This window comes from Rhizobium sp. USDA 3886 (genome assembly GCF_056279785.1).
Map to the genome: position 1 here is coordinate 2,245,752 of NZ_JBWCDC010000001.1, position 17,446 is coordinate 2,263,197.

The 17,446-nt window shown below is 60.4% G+C and carries 18 protein-coding genes; 9 read left to right on the top strand and 9 right to left on the bottom strand.

Annotation, left to right across the window (positions count from 1 at the left end):
- The first annotated feature begins 43 nt into the window (after positions 1 to 43).
- From ACZ9BX_RS11590 to ACZ9BX_RS11615, 6 genes are all read left to right on the top strand, one after another.
- On the top strand, positions 44 to 940 hold the full coding sequence (locus tag ACZ9BX_RS11590) for a LysR family transcriptional regulator (protein ID WP_476217988.1): 897 nt from the start codon (positions 44 to 46) through the stop codon (positions 938 to 940).
- Positions 941 to 1,236: 296 nt separating this feature from the next.
- A complete protein-coding gene (locus ACZ9BX_RS11595; RefSeq protein WP_132559382.1) occupies positions 1,237 to 1,749 on the top strand; it encodes an NUDIX hydrolase in 513 nt (170 codons plus the stop codon).
- Positions 1,750 to 1,811: 62 nt separating this feature from the next.
- Entirely contained in the window at positions 1,812 to 3,311 is a 1,500-nt protein-coding gene (locus ACZ9BX_RS11600; RefSeq protein ID WP_476217990.1) for an inorganic phosphate transporter, read from the top strand.
- Between the two features lie 15 nt (positions 3,312 to 3,326).
- Positions 3,327 to 4,064 (top strand): 16S rRNA (uracil(1498)-N(3))-methyltransferase, encoded by a 738-nt coding sequence (locus tag ACZ9BX_RS11605; protein WP_132559378.1) that lies wholly within the window; start codon positions 3,327 to 3,329, stop codon positions 4,062 to 4,064.
- Between the two features lie 148 nt (positions 4,065 to 4,212).
- Complete coding sequence (locus tag ACZ9BX_RS11610) at positions 4,213 to 5,586, top strand: glutamate--cysteine ligase (RefSeq protein WP_476217992.1); 1,374 nt, start codon at positions 4,213 to 4,215, stop codon at positions 5,584 to 5,586.
- Positions 5,587 to 5,671: 85 nt separating this feature from the next.
- Entirely contained in the window at positions 5,672 to 6,532 is an 861-nt protein-coding gene (locus ACZ9BX_RS11615; RefSeq protein WP_476217994.1) for a DUF937 domain-containing protein, read from the top strand.
- Between the two features lie 88 nt (positions 6,533 to 6,620).
- Here ACZ9BX_RS11615 and ACZ9BX_RS11620 read toward each other — a convergent pair whose 3' ends face one another.
- Positions 6,621 to 6,920: a DUF1127 domain-containing protein gene (locus ACZ9BX_RS11620; protein ID WP_087003090.1), complete on the bottom strand. Its 300-nt coding sequence runs from the start codon at positions 6,918 to 6,920 to the stop codon at positions 6,621 to 6,623.
- 203 nt (positions 6,921 to 7,123) lie between these two features.
- Between ACZ9BX_RS11620 and ACZ9BX_RS11625 the strand changes: the two genes are divergently transcribed.
- Complete coding sequence (locus tag ACZ9BX_RS11625) at positions 7,124 to 8,080, top strand: LysR substrate-binding domain-containing protein (protein ID WP_037141876.1); 957 nt, start codon at positions 7,124 to 7,126, stop codon at positions 8,078 to 8,080.
- Positions 8,081 to 8,083: 3 nt separating this feature from the next.
- On the opposite strand, the gene ACZ9BX_RS11630 is transcribed toward ACZ9BX_RS11625, so the two are convergent.
- Entirely contained in the window at positions 8,084 to 8,713 is a 630-nt protein-coding gene (locus tag ACZ9BX_RS11630) for a TetR family transcriptional regulator (protein WP_132559370.1), read from the bottom strand.
- 326 nt (positions 8,714 to 9,039) lie between these two features.
- On the opposite strand from ACZ9BX_RS11630, the gene ACZ9BX_RS11635 reads away from it, so the two are divergent.
- The gene (locus tag ACZ9BX_RS11635; RefSeq protein WP_476217997.1) at positions 9,040 to 9,945 is read left to right on the top strand and encodes a hydrogen peroxide-inducible genes activator; all 906 of its coding nucleotides are present in this window, start codon (positions 9,040 to 9,042) and stop codon (positions 9,943 to 9,945) included.
- Here ACZ9BX_RS11635 and ACZ9BX_RS11640 read toward each other — a convergent pair whose 3' ends face one another.
- From ACZ9BX_RS11640 to ACZ9BX_RS11660, 5 genes are all read right to left on the bottom strand, one after another.
- Entirely contained in the window at positions 9,946 to 10,821 is an 876-nt protein-coding gene (locus tag ACZ9BX_RS11640; protein WP_476217999.1) for a dienelactone hydrolase family protein, read from the bottom strand. It lies immediately after the preceding gene.
- Positions 10,822 to 10,904: 83 nt separating this feature from the next.
- Positions 10,905 to 11,324 carry an MAPEG family protein gene (locus tag ACZ9BX_RS11645; protein ID WP_476218001.1) on the bottom strand — a complete coding sequence of 140 codons (420 nt, stop codon included), beginning with the start codon at positions 11,322 to 11,324 and terminating at the stop codon, positions 10,905 to 10,907.
- A gap of 67 nt (positions 11,325 to 11,391) precedes the next feature.
- Positions 11,392 to 11,952 (bottom strand): hypothetical protein, encoded by a 561-nt coding sequence (locus ACZ9BX_RS11650; protein ID WP_476218003.1) that lies wholly within the window; start codon positions 11,950 to 11,952, stop codon positions 11,392 to 11,394.
- Between the two features lie 2 nt (positions 11,953 to 11,954).
- On the bottom strand, positions 11,955 to 13,436 hold the full coding sequence (gene guaB, locus ACZ9BX_RS11655) for an IMP dehydrogenase (RefSeq protein WP_476218004.1): 1,482 nt from the start codon (positions 13,434 to 13,436) through the stop codon (positions 11,955 to 11,957).
- 178 nt (positions 13,437 to 13,614) lie between these two features.
- Positions 13,615 to 14,607, bottom strand: a complete 993-nt coding sequence (locus ACZ9BX_RS11660; protein ID WP_476218006.1) for an MBL fold metallo-hydrolase — start codon at positions 14,605 to 14,607, stop codon at positions 13,615 to 13,617.
- Positions 14,608 to 14,853: 246 nt separating this feature from the next.
- On the opposite strand from ACZ9BX_RS11660, the gene ACZ9BX_RS11665 reads away from it, so the two are divergent.
- The gene (locus ACZ9BX_RS11665; RefSeq protein WP_476218008.1) at positions 14,854 to 16,275 is read left to right on the top strand and encodes an MFS transporter; all 1,422 of its coding nucleotides are present in this window, start codon (positions 14,854 to 14,856) and stop codon (positions 16,273 to 16,275) included.
- A 3-nt stretch (positions 16,276 to 16,278) separates the two neighbouring features.
- Here ACZ9BX_RS11665 and ACZ9BX_RS11670 read toward each other — a convergent pair whose 3' ends face one another.
- Both ACZ9BX_RS11670 and ACZ9BX_RS11675 read right to left on the bottom strand, forming a co-directional pair.
- Positions 16,279 to 16,662, bottom strand: coding sequence for a VOC family protein (locus tag ACZ9BX_RS11670; RefSeq protein ID WP_476218010.1), 384 nt, complete (start codon positions 16,660 to 16,662; stop codon positions 16,279 to 16,281).
- A 58-nt stretch (positions 16,663 to 16,720) separates the two neighbouring features.
- Positions 16,721 to 17,440, bottom strand: coding sequence for an RlmE family RNA methyltransferase (locus ACZ9BX_RS11675; RefSeq protein ID WP_476218012.1), 720 nt, complete (start codon positions 17,438 to 17,440; stop codon positions 16,721 to 16,723).
- Between the last annotated feature and the right edge of the window lie 6 nt (positions 17,441 to 17,446).

Genomic DNA, 17,446 nt, shown 5'->3' on the forward strand with positions numbered 1-17,446 from the left:
ATGCTAGGCATTTATGCCAAAAGGGAAAAAGTCTAAAACCAATATGACAAATCTGGGTGATCTCGAGATATTTGCCAAGGTCGTTTCGACCGGCAGCATGTCGCTTGCCGGGCGCGTGCTCGGCTTTTCGCCGGCCGTTGTTTCGAAGCGTATCAAACGGCTGGAAGACAGGCTCGGCACACGGCTCTTGCAACGCACCACCCGGCAGATTTCGCTGACCGAGGCCGGCCAGGGTTTCTATGATCGCGTGCTCGGCATCCTCGCCGGTCTGGAGGAAGCGGAATATTACATCTCCGGCCGCTCGGCGCTGATGCACGGCACATTGAAGATCTCGGCACCAACCTCGTTCGGCCGCATGCATATCGCGCCGCATCTCAAGACATTCATGGACGCGCATCCGGAGCTTGTGATCAACCTCGTGTTGACGGATGAATTCAGCGATATCGTCGGCGGCGGTTTCGACCTTGCAATCCGCATTGCCGAGCTTGCCGATTCGAGCCTCGTCGCCAGACGGCTTGCGCCGGTCCGGCGCCTGCTCTGTGCTGCACCCTCCTATCTCGAAGCGCATGGGATGCTGCAAAGCATTGAGGACCTGAAGAACCATCGCTGCCTGCCCGCACATAACAACGATGCCTGGCGGCTCGAAGGTCCAGGCGGCGCGATGAGCCTGCGGCCGGAGGGCATGCTTGTTACCAATTCGAGCGAGGTGATCCGCGAGGCGGTGATTGCCGGGCTGGGCATCGCGTTGCGCTCCACCTGGGATGTCGGCGAGGAACTCAAGAGCGGCAAGCTCGTGCAGGTGCTGCCGGCCTATGAAGGATCGCGCAACGTGGCGCTGTCTGCGGTCTATCCCAGCCGGCAGTTTTTGCCGGCCAAGGTTCGCCTCTTCATCGACTATCTGGCCGAGCTCTATGGCCCGGTTCCCTACTGGGAACTCTAGGCAACAGATGAGAGTTGAGCAGTGGAAGACAAATAGCCACCATATCTTGAAAGAATCCGGAGGAACAATTGCCCCCGGCATTGAATGAGACGTCAGCCGGGAGCATATTGAACACCTGTGCAACGACGGAATCAGGACGTGATTCGGCGGGATTCCGAAGCGCAGCGGTCATGAATTTCCTTATTTGGAAATCAATCGTGTTCCGCACCGTCGAACGGCGTATGGATCGCGCAAGCTTTCCATGCGATGATTATATTAGTGATTCATGAGGTAGACTCAAAAAGGTGACCCGACAATTGACGATTCTAGCCCGACTGGCTTCCGATGTGCAGCTGATGTTCCGGCGCCCGCCGCGCCTGCAATATGCCGCGCTCTGCTACCGGGTAAAGAAGAAGGTCAATAACGTCGAGGTCCTGTTGATGACGAGCCGCGATACGGGCCGCTGGGTCATTCCCAAGGGCTGGCCGATGAGCGGCAAGTGCTCCTATGAGGTCGCAGCCCGGGAGGCCTTTGAAGAAGGGGGCGTCCGCGGCGCTGTCGAGCACGAGCCGCTCGGCTCCTACACCTATCCGAAGGTACTGAAGGACGGGCTGAAGGTGACCTGCAAGGTTCAGGTCTATGTGCTCGAAGTCGCCGATATCGCCAAAAACTTCAAGGAAAAAGGCGAGCGCAAGATCGAGTGGGTCTCCTGCGACGAGGCAGTCAAGCGCGTCAACGAGCCCGAGCTTCGAGATCTCTTCCTGCTCTTCAAGAGCAAAATGGCTGAGCGGCTTCAGGCAAGCTTACCCAAGCAGATTCCGGCGGAATGATTCCTGCCATCTTGCGCTGCTAGAAATAACGGCGCTAATGCAGGCTTCGACCAAGGAACAGCATGCCCAGCCGCACTCCCGTTTTAACGAAACGAACGCTCGACAAGGACCTCGACAAGATCACCCATGCCGAGGATGCGGCTAAGTTCGTCTCGCGGAAGCTGGTGGCGCCGGGCCTCGGCCTGATCTTCCTTGGCTTGGCCATGCTTTTTGCGGGCGTTTACGTCTTCGACCGGCCAGGTGCCGTTCTCATCATTGCAGCCGCCGCGCTCGGGGCCTACATGGCCATGAATATCGGCGCGAACGACGTGACGAACAATGTCGGCGCTGCCGTCGGCGCGCGTGCCATGACGATGGCGCAGGCGCTTGTCATTGCGGCCATCTTCGAAGTCCTCGGCGCGACGATTGCCGGTGGAGCGGTGGTCAGGACGATCTCGTCGAGCATCGTCGATGCCGTGCAGGTGCCGGAAGGGCGGCTTGCCTGGATCATGATGGCGGCATTGATGGCCGCCGCGCTCTGGATCAATCTTGCGACATGGCTGAACGCGCCGGTCTCTACCACGCATGCGATCGTCGGCGCAGTGATCGGCGCCGGAATTGCCGCTGTCGGGCCTCAGCCCGTCAACTGGCAGGTCATGATAGAGATTTCCTCCAGCTGGATGACCTCGCCCCTGATCAGCGGTGTGATCGCCGCCGGCCTGCTTTTCCTCGTCAAGACCTTTATTATCTACCAGGACGACAAGGTCGCCGCAGCGCGGCGCTGGGTTCCAGTGCTGATCGCCATGATGGCAGGCGGTTTCACAGCCTACATGGTACTGCAGCTTGTATCTCCCGGCCGATTTTCGGCGCTAACTATCCTTGCATTCGGGCTACTTGTTTGTTTCGTTGCCTGGATTGCCGCAATGCCGATCGTCGCACGGCAATCGCAAGGCCTCGAAAACCGCAACAGTTCGCTGCGCGTTCTCTTCAAATTCCCGCTGATCGGCTCTGCGGCGCTGCTTTCCTTCGCGCACGGCGCCAACGACGTTTCGAACGCCATCGGCCCGCTTTCGGCGATCGTGCGCGCAACGAGCGATCTTTCGGTGATCGGGGAAAGCAGCGCGCCGCTCTGGGTGATGCTGATCGGTGCCCTCGGTATTTCCGTCGGCCTGCTGCTTTTCGGCCCTCGCCTCATCCATCTCGTCGGCGAGCAGATCACCAAGCTCAATCCGATGCGGGCCTATTGTGTCGCGCTCTCGACAGCCTTTACCGTCATCGTCGCTTCTTGGTTCGGGCTGCCGGTCAGCACGACGCATATCGCGGTCGGCGCGGTCTTCGGCGTCGGTTTCTTCCGCGAATGGTACACGCGCAATTCCAAGCGCCGTATCGAATATATGCACCGCAAGGCTGAGGCCTGGGCGATCGATGAACCGGAAGATCCGAACGTTCATGAGGCGCGCCGCCGCTATCTGGTGCGGCGTTCGCATTTCATGACTATTGTTGCCGCCTGGATCATCACTGTTCCGGCTTCGGGCGCGCTTGCGGCGTTGCTCTATTGGGTTATGTTCGCCCTTTTCGTTTGATCGGGATTATTTGAGATGCGCGCCAATTTCCGCATGCAGCGGCTTTTCGTCGATGCTTCCTTGTCGCCGGGCGCCGCTGTGGAGGCTAGTTCCGACCAGTACAATTATCTCGCCAATGTGCTGCGCATGACGGACGGCGCCGAAATTCTGGTGTTCAACGGCCGAGACGGAGAGTGGAAGGCAAGCCTTTCCTTTCCGACCCGCAAGCGCATCGTGCTGATGCCGACCGAGCAGACCCGGCCGCAGCCGGCACCGTCCGACCTGCACTACCTCTTTGCGCCGCTGAAGGTCGGCCGCCTGGATTACCTCGTGCAGAAGGCGGTCGAGATGGGCGCAGGCGTGCTGCAGCCGGTCATGACGCAACATGTTCAGGGCAAGATCACCAACCTCGACAAGCTGAAGGCCAATGCCGTCGAGGCGGCAGAGCAATGCGGCATCCTCGCCATCCCGGAAATCACCGAGCCGGTGAAGCTCTTCGACCTGCTCGACAACTGGCCGAGGGAGCGGCGGATCGTCTACTGCGACGAGGGCGATACGGGGCAGAACCCGCTGCCGCTGCTTTCAAAGATCAAAGAAAGGCAGCTTGCGCTTCTCGTCGGGCCGGAAGGCGGCTTCTCGGAGGAGGAGCGTAACCGGCTGCGCGGTTTGGATTTCGTGACGGCCATCCCGCTCGGGCCGCGTATCCTGCGCGCCGACACGGCTGCGGTCGCGGCCATGGCGGTGATCCAGGCAGCGGTCGGCGACTGGAATTAACCTTCAAATCAGGCTCCGTTGAAACAGCCTGCTATTTTTTTGATGCGTCGTTGAAAGAATTTCACTTGCAACATAGGTGAGAGCGGCACTAATCACCCTTCCAATTGTCCGGACTACCGGGCGTTCCCCAGAATACAGGTTACGTTGAATGGCTCGCGATACTACAGACCAGACGCCGATTTCTTCGGTGCAGGAGCTGACCGATTATATCGCCGCGGGGAACAAGCCGAGCGAGAAATTCCGCATCGGCACCGAGCATGAGAAGTTCGCCTTCTTTCGGGCGGGCAACAACCCGGTTCCCTATGCCGGCGAAGCCAGTATCTCAGCTCTTTTGAAGGGCCTGCAGGTGAAGAACGGCTGGGAGCCGATCATGGACGGCGACAATATCATCGGCCTTTCCGAGCAGCACGGCATGGGCGCGATCTCGATCGAGCCGGGCGGCCAGTTCGAGCTTTCCGGCGCGCCGCTGGAAACGATCCACGAGACCTGCAGGGAATCCAATTCGCACCTCGCGACGCTGCGCGAAATCGCCGAACCGATGGGCATCCGCTTCCTCGGCATCGGCGGCAGCCCGAAATGGACGCTCGCCGAAACGCCGCGCATGCCAAAATCCCGCTACGATATCATGACCGGCTACATGCCGAAGGTTGGTACCAAGGGTCTCGACATGATGTACCGCACCTGCACGATCCAGGTGAACCTCGACTTCTCCTCCGAAGCCGACATGCAGAAGAAGATGCGCGTGTCGATGAAGCTTCAGTCGTTGGCAACCGCGCTCTTTGCCTCCTCGCCCTTCACAGAAGGCAAGCCGAACGGGCTGCTTTCCTGGCGCGGCGACATCTGGCGAGACACCGACAACCGGCGCTCCGGTCTACTCGATTTCACCTTCCGCGACGACTTCGGCTTCCATCACTATATGGAATGGGCGCTCGACGTGCCGATGTATTTCATCGTCCGCGACGGCCACTATCACGACTGTACTCACGTCACGTTCCGCCAGTTCATGAATGGCGCGCTGAAGGGCGAGGTTGCCGCTTGGGAGCCGACGATGGGCGACTGGACGAACCACCTTTCGACGCTCTTCCCCGATGTTCGCCTGAAGCGTTTCCTCGAGATGCGCGGTGCGGACGGCGGCCCGTGGCGCCGCATCTGTGCCCTGCCCGCCTTCTGGGTGGGCCTGCTTTACGACGAAGCCGCGCTCGATGCGGCCGACCAACTGACGAGGGACTGGACTTTTGCCGAAGTCAGTGTGCTTCGCGACGCCGTTCCGGCAGCGGGCCTGAGGGCCGAATTCCGCGGCCATGCCCTTTATGAAACCGCCCGCGAGGTCATCGGCATTTCGAAGGCGGGTCTGAAGTCGCGCAACCGGCTGAACAAGGAAGGCCAGGACGAGAGCATCTTCTTGTCGCCGCTCGACGAGGTGATGGCGAAGAAAGCCACGCTCGCGGAGGACCTGCTGGCGCGTTACAACGGCCGCTGGCAGCACTCCGTCGAGACGGTCTTCGAGGAATATCAGTACTGAAGCCTTCGGCAAAAAGCCGTTTGCGCATTCCCATTTCCGTTTATAGTGGCGATTCACAAGCACTACCAAGCGGGGGAGGACTGTCATGCTGCCACTCTTCGACATGATGATGCAGGCACAGAATGGCGCGGCGATGGATGCCATCTCCAAGCAGTTCAATCTTGCCCAAGAACAGGCAACCAAGGCGATGGCGGCGCTGATGCCTGCCTTTTCCGCCGGGCTGAAACGCAGCACGAGCAATCCCTATGACTTCATGGGCCTGATGCAGGCGGTCGCGTCCGGCAACTATGCCAAATATTTCGAAGATATGACGAAGGCCTTCACGCCGGAGGGCATCTCCGACGGTAACAATGTCCTCGGCCAGCTTTTCGGCTCCAAGGAGGTCTCGCGCGCCGTCGCCGCACAAGCCGCGCAGATGACCGGCATCGGCCAGGAGATCTACAAGCAGATGCTGCCGGTGATAGCCGATACGCTGATGGGCGGGATCTTCAAGCAAACGACCGGACAGATGGCCTTGCCCGTCAACCCCTTCGTCAATACCGCGATGGGCGAGACGATCCAGAAATGGCTGGAAAGCACCGGTTTTGCGCCGAAACCGAAAACGGCACCCGAGCCGAGCATCTTCGACAATCCGTTCACGCAGGCGATGCAGCTGATGTTCAGCACGCAGCGGCCGGAATCCAAGAAGGCTCCCGCCAATCCGTTCCTCGACAATCCTTTCGCCAAGGCCTTTCAGGACATGATGGGCGGCCTCAACCAGCCGGCGATGCAAAAGGCGTCGGAGCCGCCGAGGGAAGAGGCCAAGGAACAGGCGGAGAACTATGTGAATATGCTCAACACCATGTTCGACAGCGGCCTGGAAGTGCAGAAGAATTATCAGAAAAGCATGGAAGCTATTTTCGATTCCTATCTGCCTAAGAAGGGCCAACCTACCCCCAAAACATAAAAAAACCCGGAGACGGCTTGGGAAAGCCGGTCACCGGGTCAAGGGGCAGGGCTATTGGCTATCACCCTGCGGGGAAAACTGGCCGCTCCTAATCGACGCAGGAGCGGAATATCGCGAGGCGCCAGCGGCGGCGCGCCGAGTTCGTCAGATGTGCCGACGGGTCCTCGAAGAAGGTCGACGTCAACAGTGCGGCGGTGACGTCGGCCCGTGTCAGGCCGATATCCCGCAACTGATTGTCATCGAGATCATTCAGGCCATTGATCGCTCTCCGATTGCGGAATGAGCGAAAGAGAGCCGTCAGCGGCGCAAGGGTTCCGCCGAGACGCTGGGAAAACGTCGCAGGCTGCCTGGCACAGTCGAGTTCTACTGTCTGGTCAATCATGCGCATCGAACTCTCCTTTCTTTCGGGCGCAACAGCCCGCCCCTCCCGCGAGGTCTGAGCGGGAAGAAGGAGGGCTGAAACCTAGGCGGGACAGCAGGGTGTCTGTCCGTCACTTTGCTTGATTTGCATCCCGAAGATGCCAAAGACCTATTGATCAGTCCAACGAATGTTTCTAATGATTATTATCAGAGATCGTTATAGGTGAGCCCATGTCCGCGCCTCTTGATACTGACCAGTTGCAGACTTTCATCGCCATCATAGATTCCGGCAGCTTCACCAAGGCCGCTGATCGCGTCTACAAGACGCAATCCGCCGTCTCGATGCAGATGCGCCGCCTGGAAGAGCGGCTCGGCAAGCAGCTCTTCATCAAGGACGGCCGCGGCAACCGGCTGACGGTCGAGGGCGAGAAGCTTCTGAATTACGCTCGCCGTATCATCCGCCTCAACAACGAGGCGATCGCTGCTTTCGACGACAACCGCCTCGAAGGCATGCTGCGCATCGGTACGCCGGACGACTACGCCGACCGCTATATGCCGGAGATCATCGGCCGTTTCGCCAAGACCCATCCGAATGTCGAGCTTTACATCGTCTGCGAGCCTTCGGTGGATCTGGCCGAGCGCATGCACAAGGGCGAGCTCGACATCGCGCTGGTAACGCATAACCCGCGGGAACGCATGTCCGATGTCGTCAGAACCGAACCGCTCTGCTGGGTCGGCTCCGCCAACCACCCGATCCGCGACGACGCGCCGGTCCCGCTCGCTGTCGGCCGCCGCGATTGCCAGTGGCGGCAGCTCGCCTGCTCTGCGCTCGATGCCGTGGGCCGCGAGCACCAGATTCTCTTCACAAGCTGGTCATGCACAGTGGTTGCCGCTGCCGTGCTTGCCGGCATGGCGGTTTCGGTGATGCCGGAATCGGCATTGCGGACCGGCATGAAGGTGCTGAGCCAGGCTGACGGCTTCCCTGCCCTGCCGCCGGTGCAGATCGGCATCATGAAGCGCCCGGGAGTTTCTATCTCGCTGATGAATGCGATCACGGCGCATATCACCGCCTGCCTCGACAACATCACGCCCGCGGTGGTCGACGACAATCTGGAGCCGGATGTGAAGACGGGTTATGCACGGCAGTATCCGCGCCTCAAGGCCGCCAATATGGTGCCGAGCTGGTAGGCTTCAGGCTGCCTCGGCAAAAAGCGAAGCGCGGATGACGCGCTTCCATTCGTCCAGCATCCTTTTTGCCAGCTTTTCTTCGCTCTTGACCGCGAGGCGGATCGACGCGCCGATCAGGTGGCTGAAGAGGTACGTGCGCGCCTGCATGTCGACCTCCGGCATCTCCGGGGCGATGCGTTTTATCGCCTCGAGGAAGATTTCGGCCACGCGATTGCTGTGGTCGATATTGAGCTGCAGAAGGTCCTGGTCGGTCTCCGTTCCCATCCAGACACCGAGATAGGTGGGGTCGTTGCGGTATTCATCGTAGTACCAGTCGATCATCACCGAGATCAGATCCAGTGCTTCATCGAGGGACTGGACGTTGGCAAACATGGCAGCCGTTTTCGCCTGGACTGCGGCCGCATGCCGGTCGAAGAGCGCTTTGACGATCGCCGCCTTTTCCGGGAAGTACTGGTAGACTGAACCGATCGGAACCTTGGCGGCGGCGGCAAGCTCGGTCATGCGCATGGCGCTGACGCCCTTTTGGGCGATCAGCTCTGCGGCAGCGGCAAGGATCAGATCGAGTCTCTGGATGCTGCGTTCCTGCTTCGGCTTCCGGCGGAGGCCGATGCGATCCATACCCTGCGCGCTCATATCGCTCCCACAATTTATAGTTGAGCGGCGGCAGATGGCTCAAACCGACGCATCCGAGCGATATGGCACGCAGGCATTCATGCGCCGTAAATCGAAAAGCTCGCATTTTAACGGATGCCGGAAGCATGTGAAAATCGGGGCGATTAGCCCCGATTTGGTCAGTCAAAGCTGTGAATCAGTTATTCGGCAGCCGGCGATCGGACATGAAATCCTCCTTACGGTGAGTTTTGAAAACCCTCTGCGAGTTCCAACGGCATTGTTCTCCCATTGACATTCGATAATTTCCAATTCGTATTTGATGAAGGTATCAATCGGAAAAACTTATCATGTTGACGCTTCGCCAGATGCGCTATTTCGATGCCCTTGCTACCACCCGGCATTTCGGGCGGGCCGCCGAGATGGTTCACATCAGCCAGCCGGCGCTTTCAGTGCAGATCATGGAAATGGAGGAATATCTCGGCGCCAAGCTGATAGAGCGGATGCGCACCAACACTATGCTTACCCAAAAGGGCGAGGAGGTTCTGCTGCATGTGCGCGCAATCCTCCAGCAGGTCGATCTGCTCGAGCAGACGGCCAGGAAGGGCGGCGGCCCGCTGGAGGGGCTGATCCGCATTGGCATCATTCCGACGGTGGCACCCTATCTCGTGCCTCAGTTCATTCCGCATCTGCGCCGGACCTATCCGTCCGTCGACGTGGAGCTCAAGGAAGCAATGACTGACCGGCTCATGGCCGATCTTTCGGCAGGCAGGCTAGATGCCGTCATCGCCGCCCTGCCCCTCGACATCGAAGGCATCAAGACGCGGCCGCTCTTCACCGACCGCTTCTATATGGCGGTCGCCGAGAACGGCGAAAACGTGTTGCTGTCGCCGCTCACCGAGAACGAGGTGAATGTCGACCGGTTGCTGCTTCTGGAAGAGGGCCATTGCCTGCGCGATCAGGCGCTTGCCGTCTGCAGCGCCAGCAAGCGGAGCCTGGTCAATTTCGGTGCGACCTCCATGGCGACCCTGCTGCAGATGGTGTCGCACGACATGGGCATGACGTTGATCCCGGAAATGGCGATCGCCACGGAGACCAGCCGCAACTCGATCCGTATCGTGCCTTTCGCCGAGCCTCAGCCCTCGCGCGAGATCGGACTTGCCTGGCGGCGCAGCAGCCACCGCGCCAAGGAGATGGACGCGCTGGCGGAGGCGATCATTGCCGCCTCGCCCGTTGCGCGCGATGCCGCCGCCTGATCAGGCAAGATTCTTCTTCAGGAACTCGACGGTGCGGCCCCAGGCAAGATCGGCCGCTTTCTTGTCATAGCGTGCTGAAGACGTGTCGTTGTTGAAGGCATGGTTGGCGCCGTCGTAGATGAAGATCTGGAAGCTCTTGCCATTTGCCTCCAACGCCTTCTTGTAGGCGTCGATGCCGGCGTTGATGCGGTCGTCGAGACCGGCATAATGCAGCATCAGCGCCGCCTTGATGTTCGGCACCTCTTCCGCTTTCGGCTGCGCGCCGTAATAGGCGACCGCCGCCTTCAGCTCCGGCGATTTCGTCGCAAAATTGTTGGCCACCCCACCGCCCCAGCAAAAGCCGACAACGCCGACGTTGCCGTTCGAAACCGGGAGTGTCTTCAGGTATTTGAGGCTCGCTTCGGCATTCGCGACAGTCGCGGCAGCCTCAAGCTTGCTGAACATTTCCCGCGCCTGATCTTCGTTTTCCGGTGTGCCGCCGAGCGGCGAAAGGAGATCCGGCGCCAGCGCTACGAAGCCTTCCAGCGCCATGCGGCGGGCGACGTCGCGGATATGCGGGTTGAGGCCGCGATTTTCGTGAATGACGATGACGCTGCCGAGCTTTCCGGAGGCGTCCTTCGGCTCGGCCAGATAGCCTTTCATCTCGCCGCTGCCGCCGGGATAGGCGACGTCGTCAGCCTTCAGCCGCTCGTCGTTGGCCGGGACCATTTCGGCGCTCGCCTTGTTCGCCGCCAGCATCGGCGCGATGACGGCGGCAGCACCCGCCGATCCTGCAAGCTTCGTCAGCTTGTCCATGAAACTGCGGCGATCGAGCGTCAGATGCGTATATTCATCGTAGGCGTTTATCATCGCCTGCGTGATTTCCGGCTTGTCCATGTGAACCTCCTGTTTCCTACGCAGCTCAGTGCCAAGTGAGGGAAGATAGGTCAGGGCCTGGTAACGCGAGGAACAAAACTGCGTTACCCGCTGAAGGCCATCCAGCCGGCGAGCCACGCCCACATGGCGGCAAGCACCACATAGCCCGCAGCAAAGAGTGGACTGCGGAAACGCATGCGATTGCTCGTCACATGTACGAACGCGTGGGCGTACCGCAAAGCGACAAAACTCCAGGCGAGCACGAGGGCAGCCAGATTGTCGGCCTCGGTGATGTAAAGCAGGATGCAGCAGACATAAAAGAGAACCGGCAGCTCGAACTGATTGGCGATGCTGTTCTTGACGAAGAGGCTCTCCGGCGGCTCGCTGCGGTTTTCTCGATAGTCCGAAAGCCGCGCCTTACCCGCCCGCACCGCCTTCCGGCGGCGGACGCTCAGCAGTATGAAGAGGCCATAGACCAGCGCGACATGGGCGATGATGGGCCAGAACATCTCGTAGCCGGTCATGGTGTCTCCTTCGCGGCTTCTCTCATATTTTTCAAAGCAGTAGAGGAAAATCCCGGCGCTTGCCAGCCTATCGCCGGTCGATATCGCCGGGTGAGAGACGGATCAGAAGGAAGCGAAGGATGACGATTGCCGAGACGACGAGTGCTGCGAATTTCAGCTTTGTCATCCAAGGCAGCAACGCCGCGGCAGATGAAGCGGCGTTGTCGTCGCCGAAGGCAATCAGGCTGGAGATATTCTCAGCATAATCGGCAAGGCCGTAGATGAACGGCAGGGCATAGATCGCCTTGATCAATGCTGGATGCATCGGCTTGCCGAAATAGCTGCCGCCTGGCTGGAGCTTCAGGAAAATCGAGAAGAGTAGCATCGTCACCAGCGCGGGGAGGACGAGCTCCGGGCCGAGGTACATGCCGCGTAGCAGCGCCTGCGCGACATCGTTCTCGCTCAGCAGCTTCTGCATGGCGGCAACCGTGGGCTGATCATAGCCGGTGAAATAGGTATCGAGCACCGCTTCGCCGGTTTCATGCTGGAAAGGCAGGACGAAGCCGAAGGTCGTCCATGCCAATACTGCAAGGCAGAGAATGGCGAGCAGCCCGATCATCCAAGATGGTATCCGGCTACCCGCAGTCATGATCAGGCGCCTACGCCCGGATAGTTCGGGCTCTCGCGGGTGATCGTCACGTCGTGGGCATGGCTTTCGCGAAGGCCGGCGCCGGAGATGCGCACGAAGGTCGCGCGTTCCTGGAACTCCTTGATATCCCTGCCGCCGACATAACCCATGGCCGCCCTCAGTCCGCCTGTGAGCTGGTGCAGGACGCCCGATACCGGCCCCTTAAACGGCACTTGGCCTTCGATGCCTTCCGGCACAAGCTTCAGCGTGTCGCGGACTTCCGCCTGGAAATAGCGGTCCGCCGAACCGCGCGCCATGGCACCGACGGAACCCATGCCGCGATAGGCTTTGAAAGAGCGGCCCTGATAGAGGTAAACTTCGCCCGGGCTTTCATCGGTGCCGGCGAGCAGCGAGCCGACCATGACAGCCGACGCGCCGCAAGCGATCGCCTTGGCAAGGTCGCCGGAGAACTTGATGCCGCCGTCGGCGATCACCGGAATATCCTGGGCACGTGCGGCTTCGACAGCCGACATGATGGCAGCGAGCTGCGGCACGCCGACACCGGCGACAATGCGCGTCGTGCAGATCGAGCCCGGGCCGATGCCGACCTTGACGGCATCCGCGCCGGCATCGATCAGCGCCTTGGTGCCATCCGAGGTCGCGACGTTGCCGGCCATGACGCGGACCGAGTTGGACAGTTTCTTGACGCGGGTGACGGCGTCGAGAACACGCTGCGAATGGCCGTGCGCGGTATCGACCACGAGCAGATCGACACCGGCTTCGATCAGGCGCTCGGCGCGCTCAAAGCCATCATCGCCGACGCTGATGGCGGCAGCAGCGCGAAGACGGCCCTGCGCATCCTTGGAAGCATTCGGGTTCAGCTGCGACTTTTCGATATCCTTGACGGTGATGAGGCCAACGCAGCGGCCTTCCGGATCCACGACGAGCAGCTTTTCGATGCGGTGCGAATGCAGCAGGCGCTTGGCCTCCTGCTGGTCGACATTCTCCTTCACCGTGATGAGGTCCCGCGTCATCAGCTCGTGGATCTTCTGCGCCGGTTCGGAAGCAAAGCGGACGTCGCGGTTCGTCAGGATGCCGACGAGGCGGCCGGACTTTTCAACGACCGGAATGCCGGAAATACCGTGCGTCTTCATCAGCGACAGAGCTTCGGCGAGCGTCGCATCCGGGCCTATCGTCACCGGGTTGATAACCATGCCGCTTTCGAACTTCTTGACCTGCCGGACCTGCTCGGCCTGCTCGATCGGGGTCAGATTGCGATGAATGACGCCGAGACCGCCGGCCTGCGCCATGGCGATCGCCAATCGGCTCTCAGTGACGGTGTCCATTGCCGAGGAGAGGATCGGGATGTTTAGGTCGAAATCGGTTGCGATGCGCGTTGCGATGTTCGTCTGACCGGGCATGACCTCGGAGTGACCGGGCTGCAGGAGCACGTCGTCGAAGGTGAGCGCGTCCGCTCCGGTTGCCGTTTCTATGATGCGAGCCATGGCCAATTTCCTTCAATCGAGAAAAATGCGACCCACCCGGAACGAATCGTCCGCACCGGTGGTGTGCAAGGGTTGCTTTGGAAGTTGGCGAGGGCTCGTAACACGTCTGTGAGAGGAAGGGAATAGCAAAACGCCCGGCGCATGCACCGGGCGTGTAATGGCTGCCATGCGCCTGGGATCAGATGTCGAACTGGTAGGTTTTCGGCACGAAACGGTAGCCCGTTCCCTCCTTCACCGCGAAGCCGACGGCAGGGAACGGCATATGGTAGCCGAGGAAGGCCGCCTTGTCGGTCGCGATCATATCGAAGACCTTCTTGCGCGAGGCAGCGGCCTGCGCCTTGTCCATGTCGAAGCGAACCTCCCATTCGGGATAGAGGAGCGACAGGATGTAGTGGTTGGCGGTGTCGCCGGCAAAGACGATCCGCTTGCCATCCGATTCGGCATGGAAAATCATGTGGCCCGGCGTATGGCCTGGCGCCAGCATCGCGGTCACGCCGCTCACGATCGAATCTCCTTCCTTGATGAAGGTGGTCTTTTCGGCGAGCGGAACGACATTGGATAGAACAGCCTTGTGACCGCCTTCGGCCGGCGTTCCCTCACGCGCCTTGCTGGACCAGAAATCGTATTCCGCCTGACCTGCCACATAGCGCGCATTCTTGAAGGCCGGAGCGCCGTTTTCCATGAGGCCGCCGATGTGATCGCCGTGCATATGGGTCAGCGCGACGACGGTAACGTCGTCTGCCGAATAGCCCGCAACCTTGAGGCTGTCCTGCAGCTTGCCGAGGCCCCGCTCGCGGCCGGCGGCACCGAAGCCAGTGTCGACCAGAACGACGTCCGAGCCGGTATCGATCAGCGCCGGCGCATAGCTGTTCACGAATTTCTCCGCCGGCAGGAAATTGTCGCCGAGCAACTTCCTGACCACTTCGGGATCCTGGTTTGTACCGAAAGTTTCGAAGGGCTTGTCCAGGACATTGCTGCCGTCTCTGATCGCAACGATCTTGAAGGAGCCGAGCTTGAACTGGTTGATCTCGGGCAGCGCCATTGCATTCATATTGCTTTGTTCTCCGCTTACGGCCGCTGAAGCCGTTGCTCTTAAAATAACAGGCGCAGCGAGCAGGCCGATGCCTGCGGCAAAAAGCGTGCGCCGCTTCATCCCCAACGAAGCTGCCATATATCGATCCTCCAATAGTGTGCGGCGCGTCGCCGCACCGACGCTGATGATTCTTGCAGCCGGGATTCTCGCCCCGGGCGGCTCAAACATATGTCAATTTTGAAAGGAGAAGTTGTCCGGCAAGCCGTCTCACGCACTAGTGATACGAACGTGTAACTCCAGCAGTTTCGGGGATTGGCAGAGGCGGCAACCGGGACTAAACAGCACATGCTCCCCGCCACCTCCGAGTCGTCAAGGCTTTTGCCTATGAACCGCATCGTTCCGCTGATACTCGCCGTCGCGCTCTTCATGGAGCAGATGGATTCCACCGTCATTTCGACCGCCCTGCCCGCGATCGCCAACGACCTGCATGTCGGGCCGATTACGCTGAAGCTGGCGCTGACCTCCTACATGGTGTCGCTTGCGGTCTTCATTCCGGTCAGCGGCTGGATGGCGGACAGGTTCGGCGCCAAGCGCATCTTCCGACTTGCGATTTGCGTCTTCGTCATCGGTTCGATCTTCTGCGCGGCATCCTCAAACCTGGTCGAATTCGTCTTCGCCCGCTTCCTGCAAGGCATGGGCGGTGCGATGATGACGCCGGTCGGCCGCCTCGTTCTCCTGCGTACCACCCAGCGGAGCGAACTGGTTTCCGCCATGGCGCTGCTGACGATTCCTGCCCTTATCGGTCCGCTCGCCGGTCCGCCGCTCGGCGGCTTTATCACCACTTATTTCAGCTGGCACTGGATCTTCCTGATCAACGTGCCGGTCGGCATCATCGGTGTCTGGCTCGCGACAATCTTTCTGCCGGAGGTTGAAGCAACGATGCCGCCGAAACTGGATTTCACCGGCTTCATGCTGACCGCGCTTTCCGCCGCGGGTGTCGTTTTCGGCCTTTCGGTCGTCAGCCTTCCGGCACTACCGCCGGCGATCGGCGTCACGTCCACCTTGATCGGCTTCCTTTGCGGCTATCTCTATGTGCGTCACGCCAAGCGCCATCCGGCCCCGATCCTGAACTTGAACCTCTTCCGTAACCCGACCTTCCGCACTGCGACGACGGGCGGCAACCTGTTTCGCATCTGCATCGGCGCCATGCCCTTCCTGACGCCGCTCATGCTGCAGCTCGGCTTTGGCCTGACACCGTTCCAGTCCGGCCTCATCACTTTTTCCGGCGCAATCGGCGCAATCACCACCAAATTCATGGCGCGTCGCGTTTTCGCCGCTACCGGCTTCCGTACAACGCTTCTTTCGGCAGCCGCGGTCACGACTATCGTTACAATCGCGACAGGCTTCTTCACGCCCGCAACGCCGCATCTCGTCATCATCGCGGTGCTGCTCGTTGGCGGCTTCTCACGCTCCTTCATGTTCACCGGCGTGAACGCGCTCGCCTTTGCGGACATTGACGACAAGGAGGCAAGCCAGGCAACCTCGATGAGTTCGGTGATGCAGCAGATCAGCCTCGCGCTCGGCGTCGCCGTGGCGGCAGCGATCCTCGAGACGTCCATCTATTTCCGCGGCGAGGCGCTGCAAGTCGCCGACTTCCACGTGGCCTTCTACGTCATCGCCGGACTGACGGTCGTGGCGATGATCCCCTTCATCCTCATGGACAGGAATGCAGGAGCACTGGTTTCCGGCCATGGCGCCAAGCGGGTCCGGCCGGCCATCGAGGCCGAGCAGCAGGCCGTGAAGTAGCGGCTATTTCGGACTTTCGCAGACGGCGGCAAGCTTGTTGCCGTCGGGATCGCGGACGTAGGCGGCGTAGAAATTCGCGTGGTAGGAGCGCAAGCCGGGCTTACCGTCATCAGTACCGCCTGCCGCAAGTGCTGCCGCATAGAACGCATCGACATCCGCGCGAGTTTCGGCGCTGAGCGCGACCATGGAACCATTGCTGCCGGTGGCGCGGCGGCGATTGAATGGCGTGACGATCCAGAGGCGCGACCGCGTGTCGCCGTCGGCGGAGTAACCGATCTCTTCGTCAGAGAGACGTTGTAGCTTGTAACCGAGCACCGGCAGCACGGCGTCATAGAAGCGCCGGGCGCGTTCGATGTCGTTGGTTCCGAGAGTGACATAGAGAAGCATGAGGTCGCGGCATTCCAATCCTGTAAGCCGTCATCATCGCCATAGACGATACCAAAGATCAAGCTTCCGCAACGTCGGTGGCCGGCTTGCGGCCTTTAAAGCCCTTCGCCAGCAGGAACATCTCGACCGATTCGGCGCGCGAGGAAGCGGGCTTGACGTGCACAACCTGGCGGAAATGCTGTTTCAGCATGTTTAGCAATTCGCGCTCCGTGCCGCCCTGAAAGGTCTTGGCGAGGAAATGGCCGCCCTCGGCCAGAACCTCAACGGCAAAGTGCGCCGCGACTTCGCAGAGATGCATCGTGCGCAAATGGTCGGTGCGGTGGTGGCCGGTGGTTGGTGCCGCCATGTCGGACATCACCAGGTCCGGCGTGCCGCCGACCGCTTCCATCAGTTTCGCCGGCGCTTCCGGATCAAGAAAATCGAGCTGCAGGATCTTCACGCCGGGAAGCGGCGCCATTTCCAGGAAATCGATGGCCGCAACGCGGATATCCTCGTCGGTCGAGCCGGTCACCTTTGCGGCGATCTGCGACCAGCTGCCCGGTGCGGCCCCAAGATCGATGATGCGGCGCGCGCCTTTGAGGATATTGTGCTTCTCGTCGATCTCCAGCAGCTTGAAGGCAGCGCGGGCCCGATAGCCTTCGAGCTGCGCGCGCTGCACGTAAGGATCGTTGATATGGCGCTGCAGCCACTGGCGCGATGAGGCCTTGAGCTTCTTTTTCTTGACGCGCTGGCCGAGCTTGCGGCCGGTGCGGTTGCCCGCGATCGGTGCCTTGGTCATTCTTTC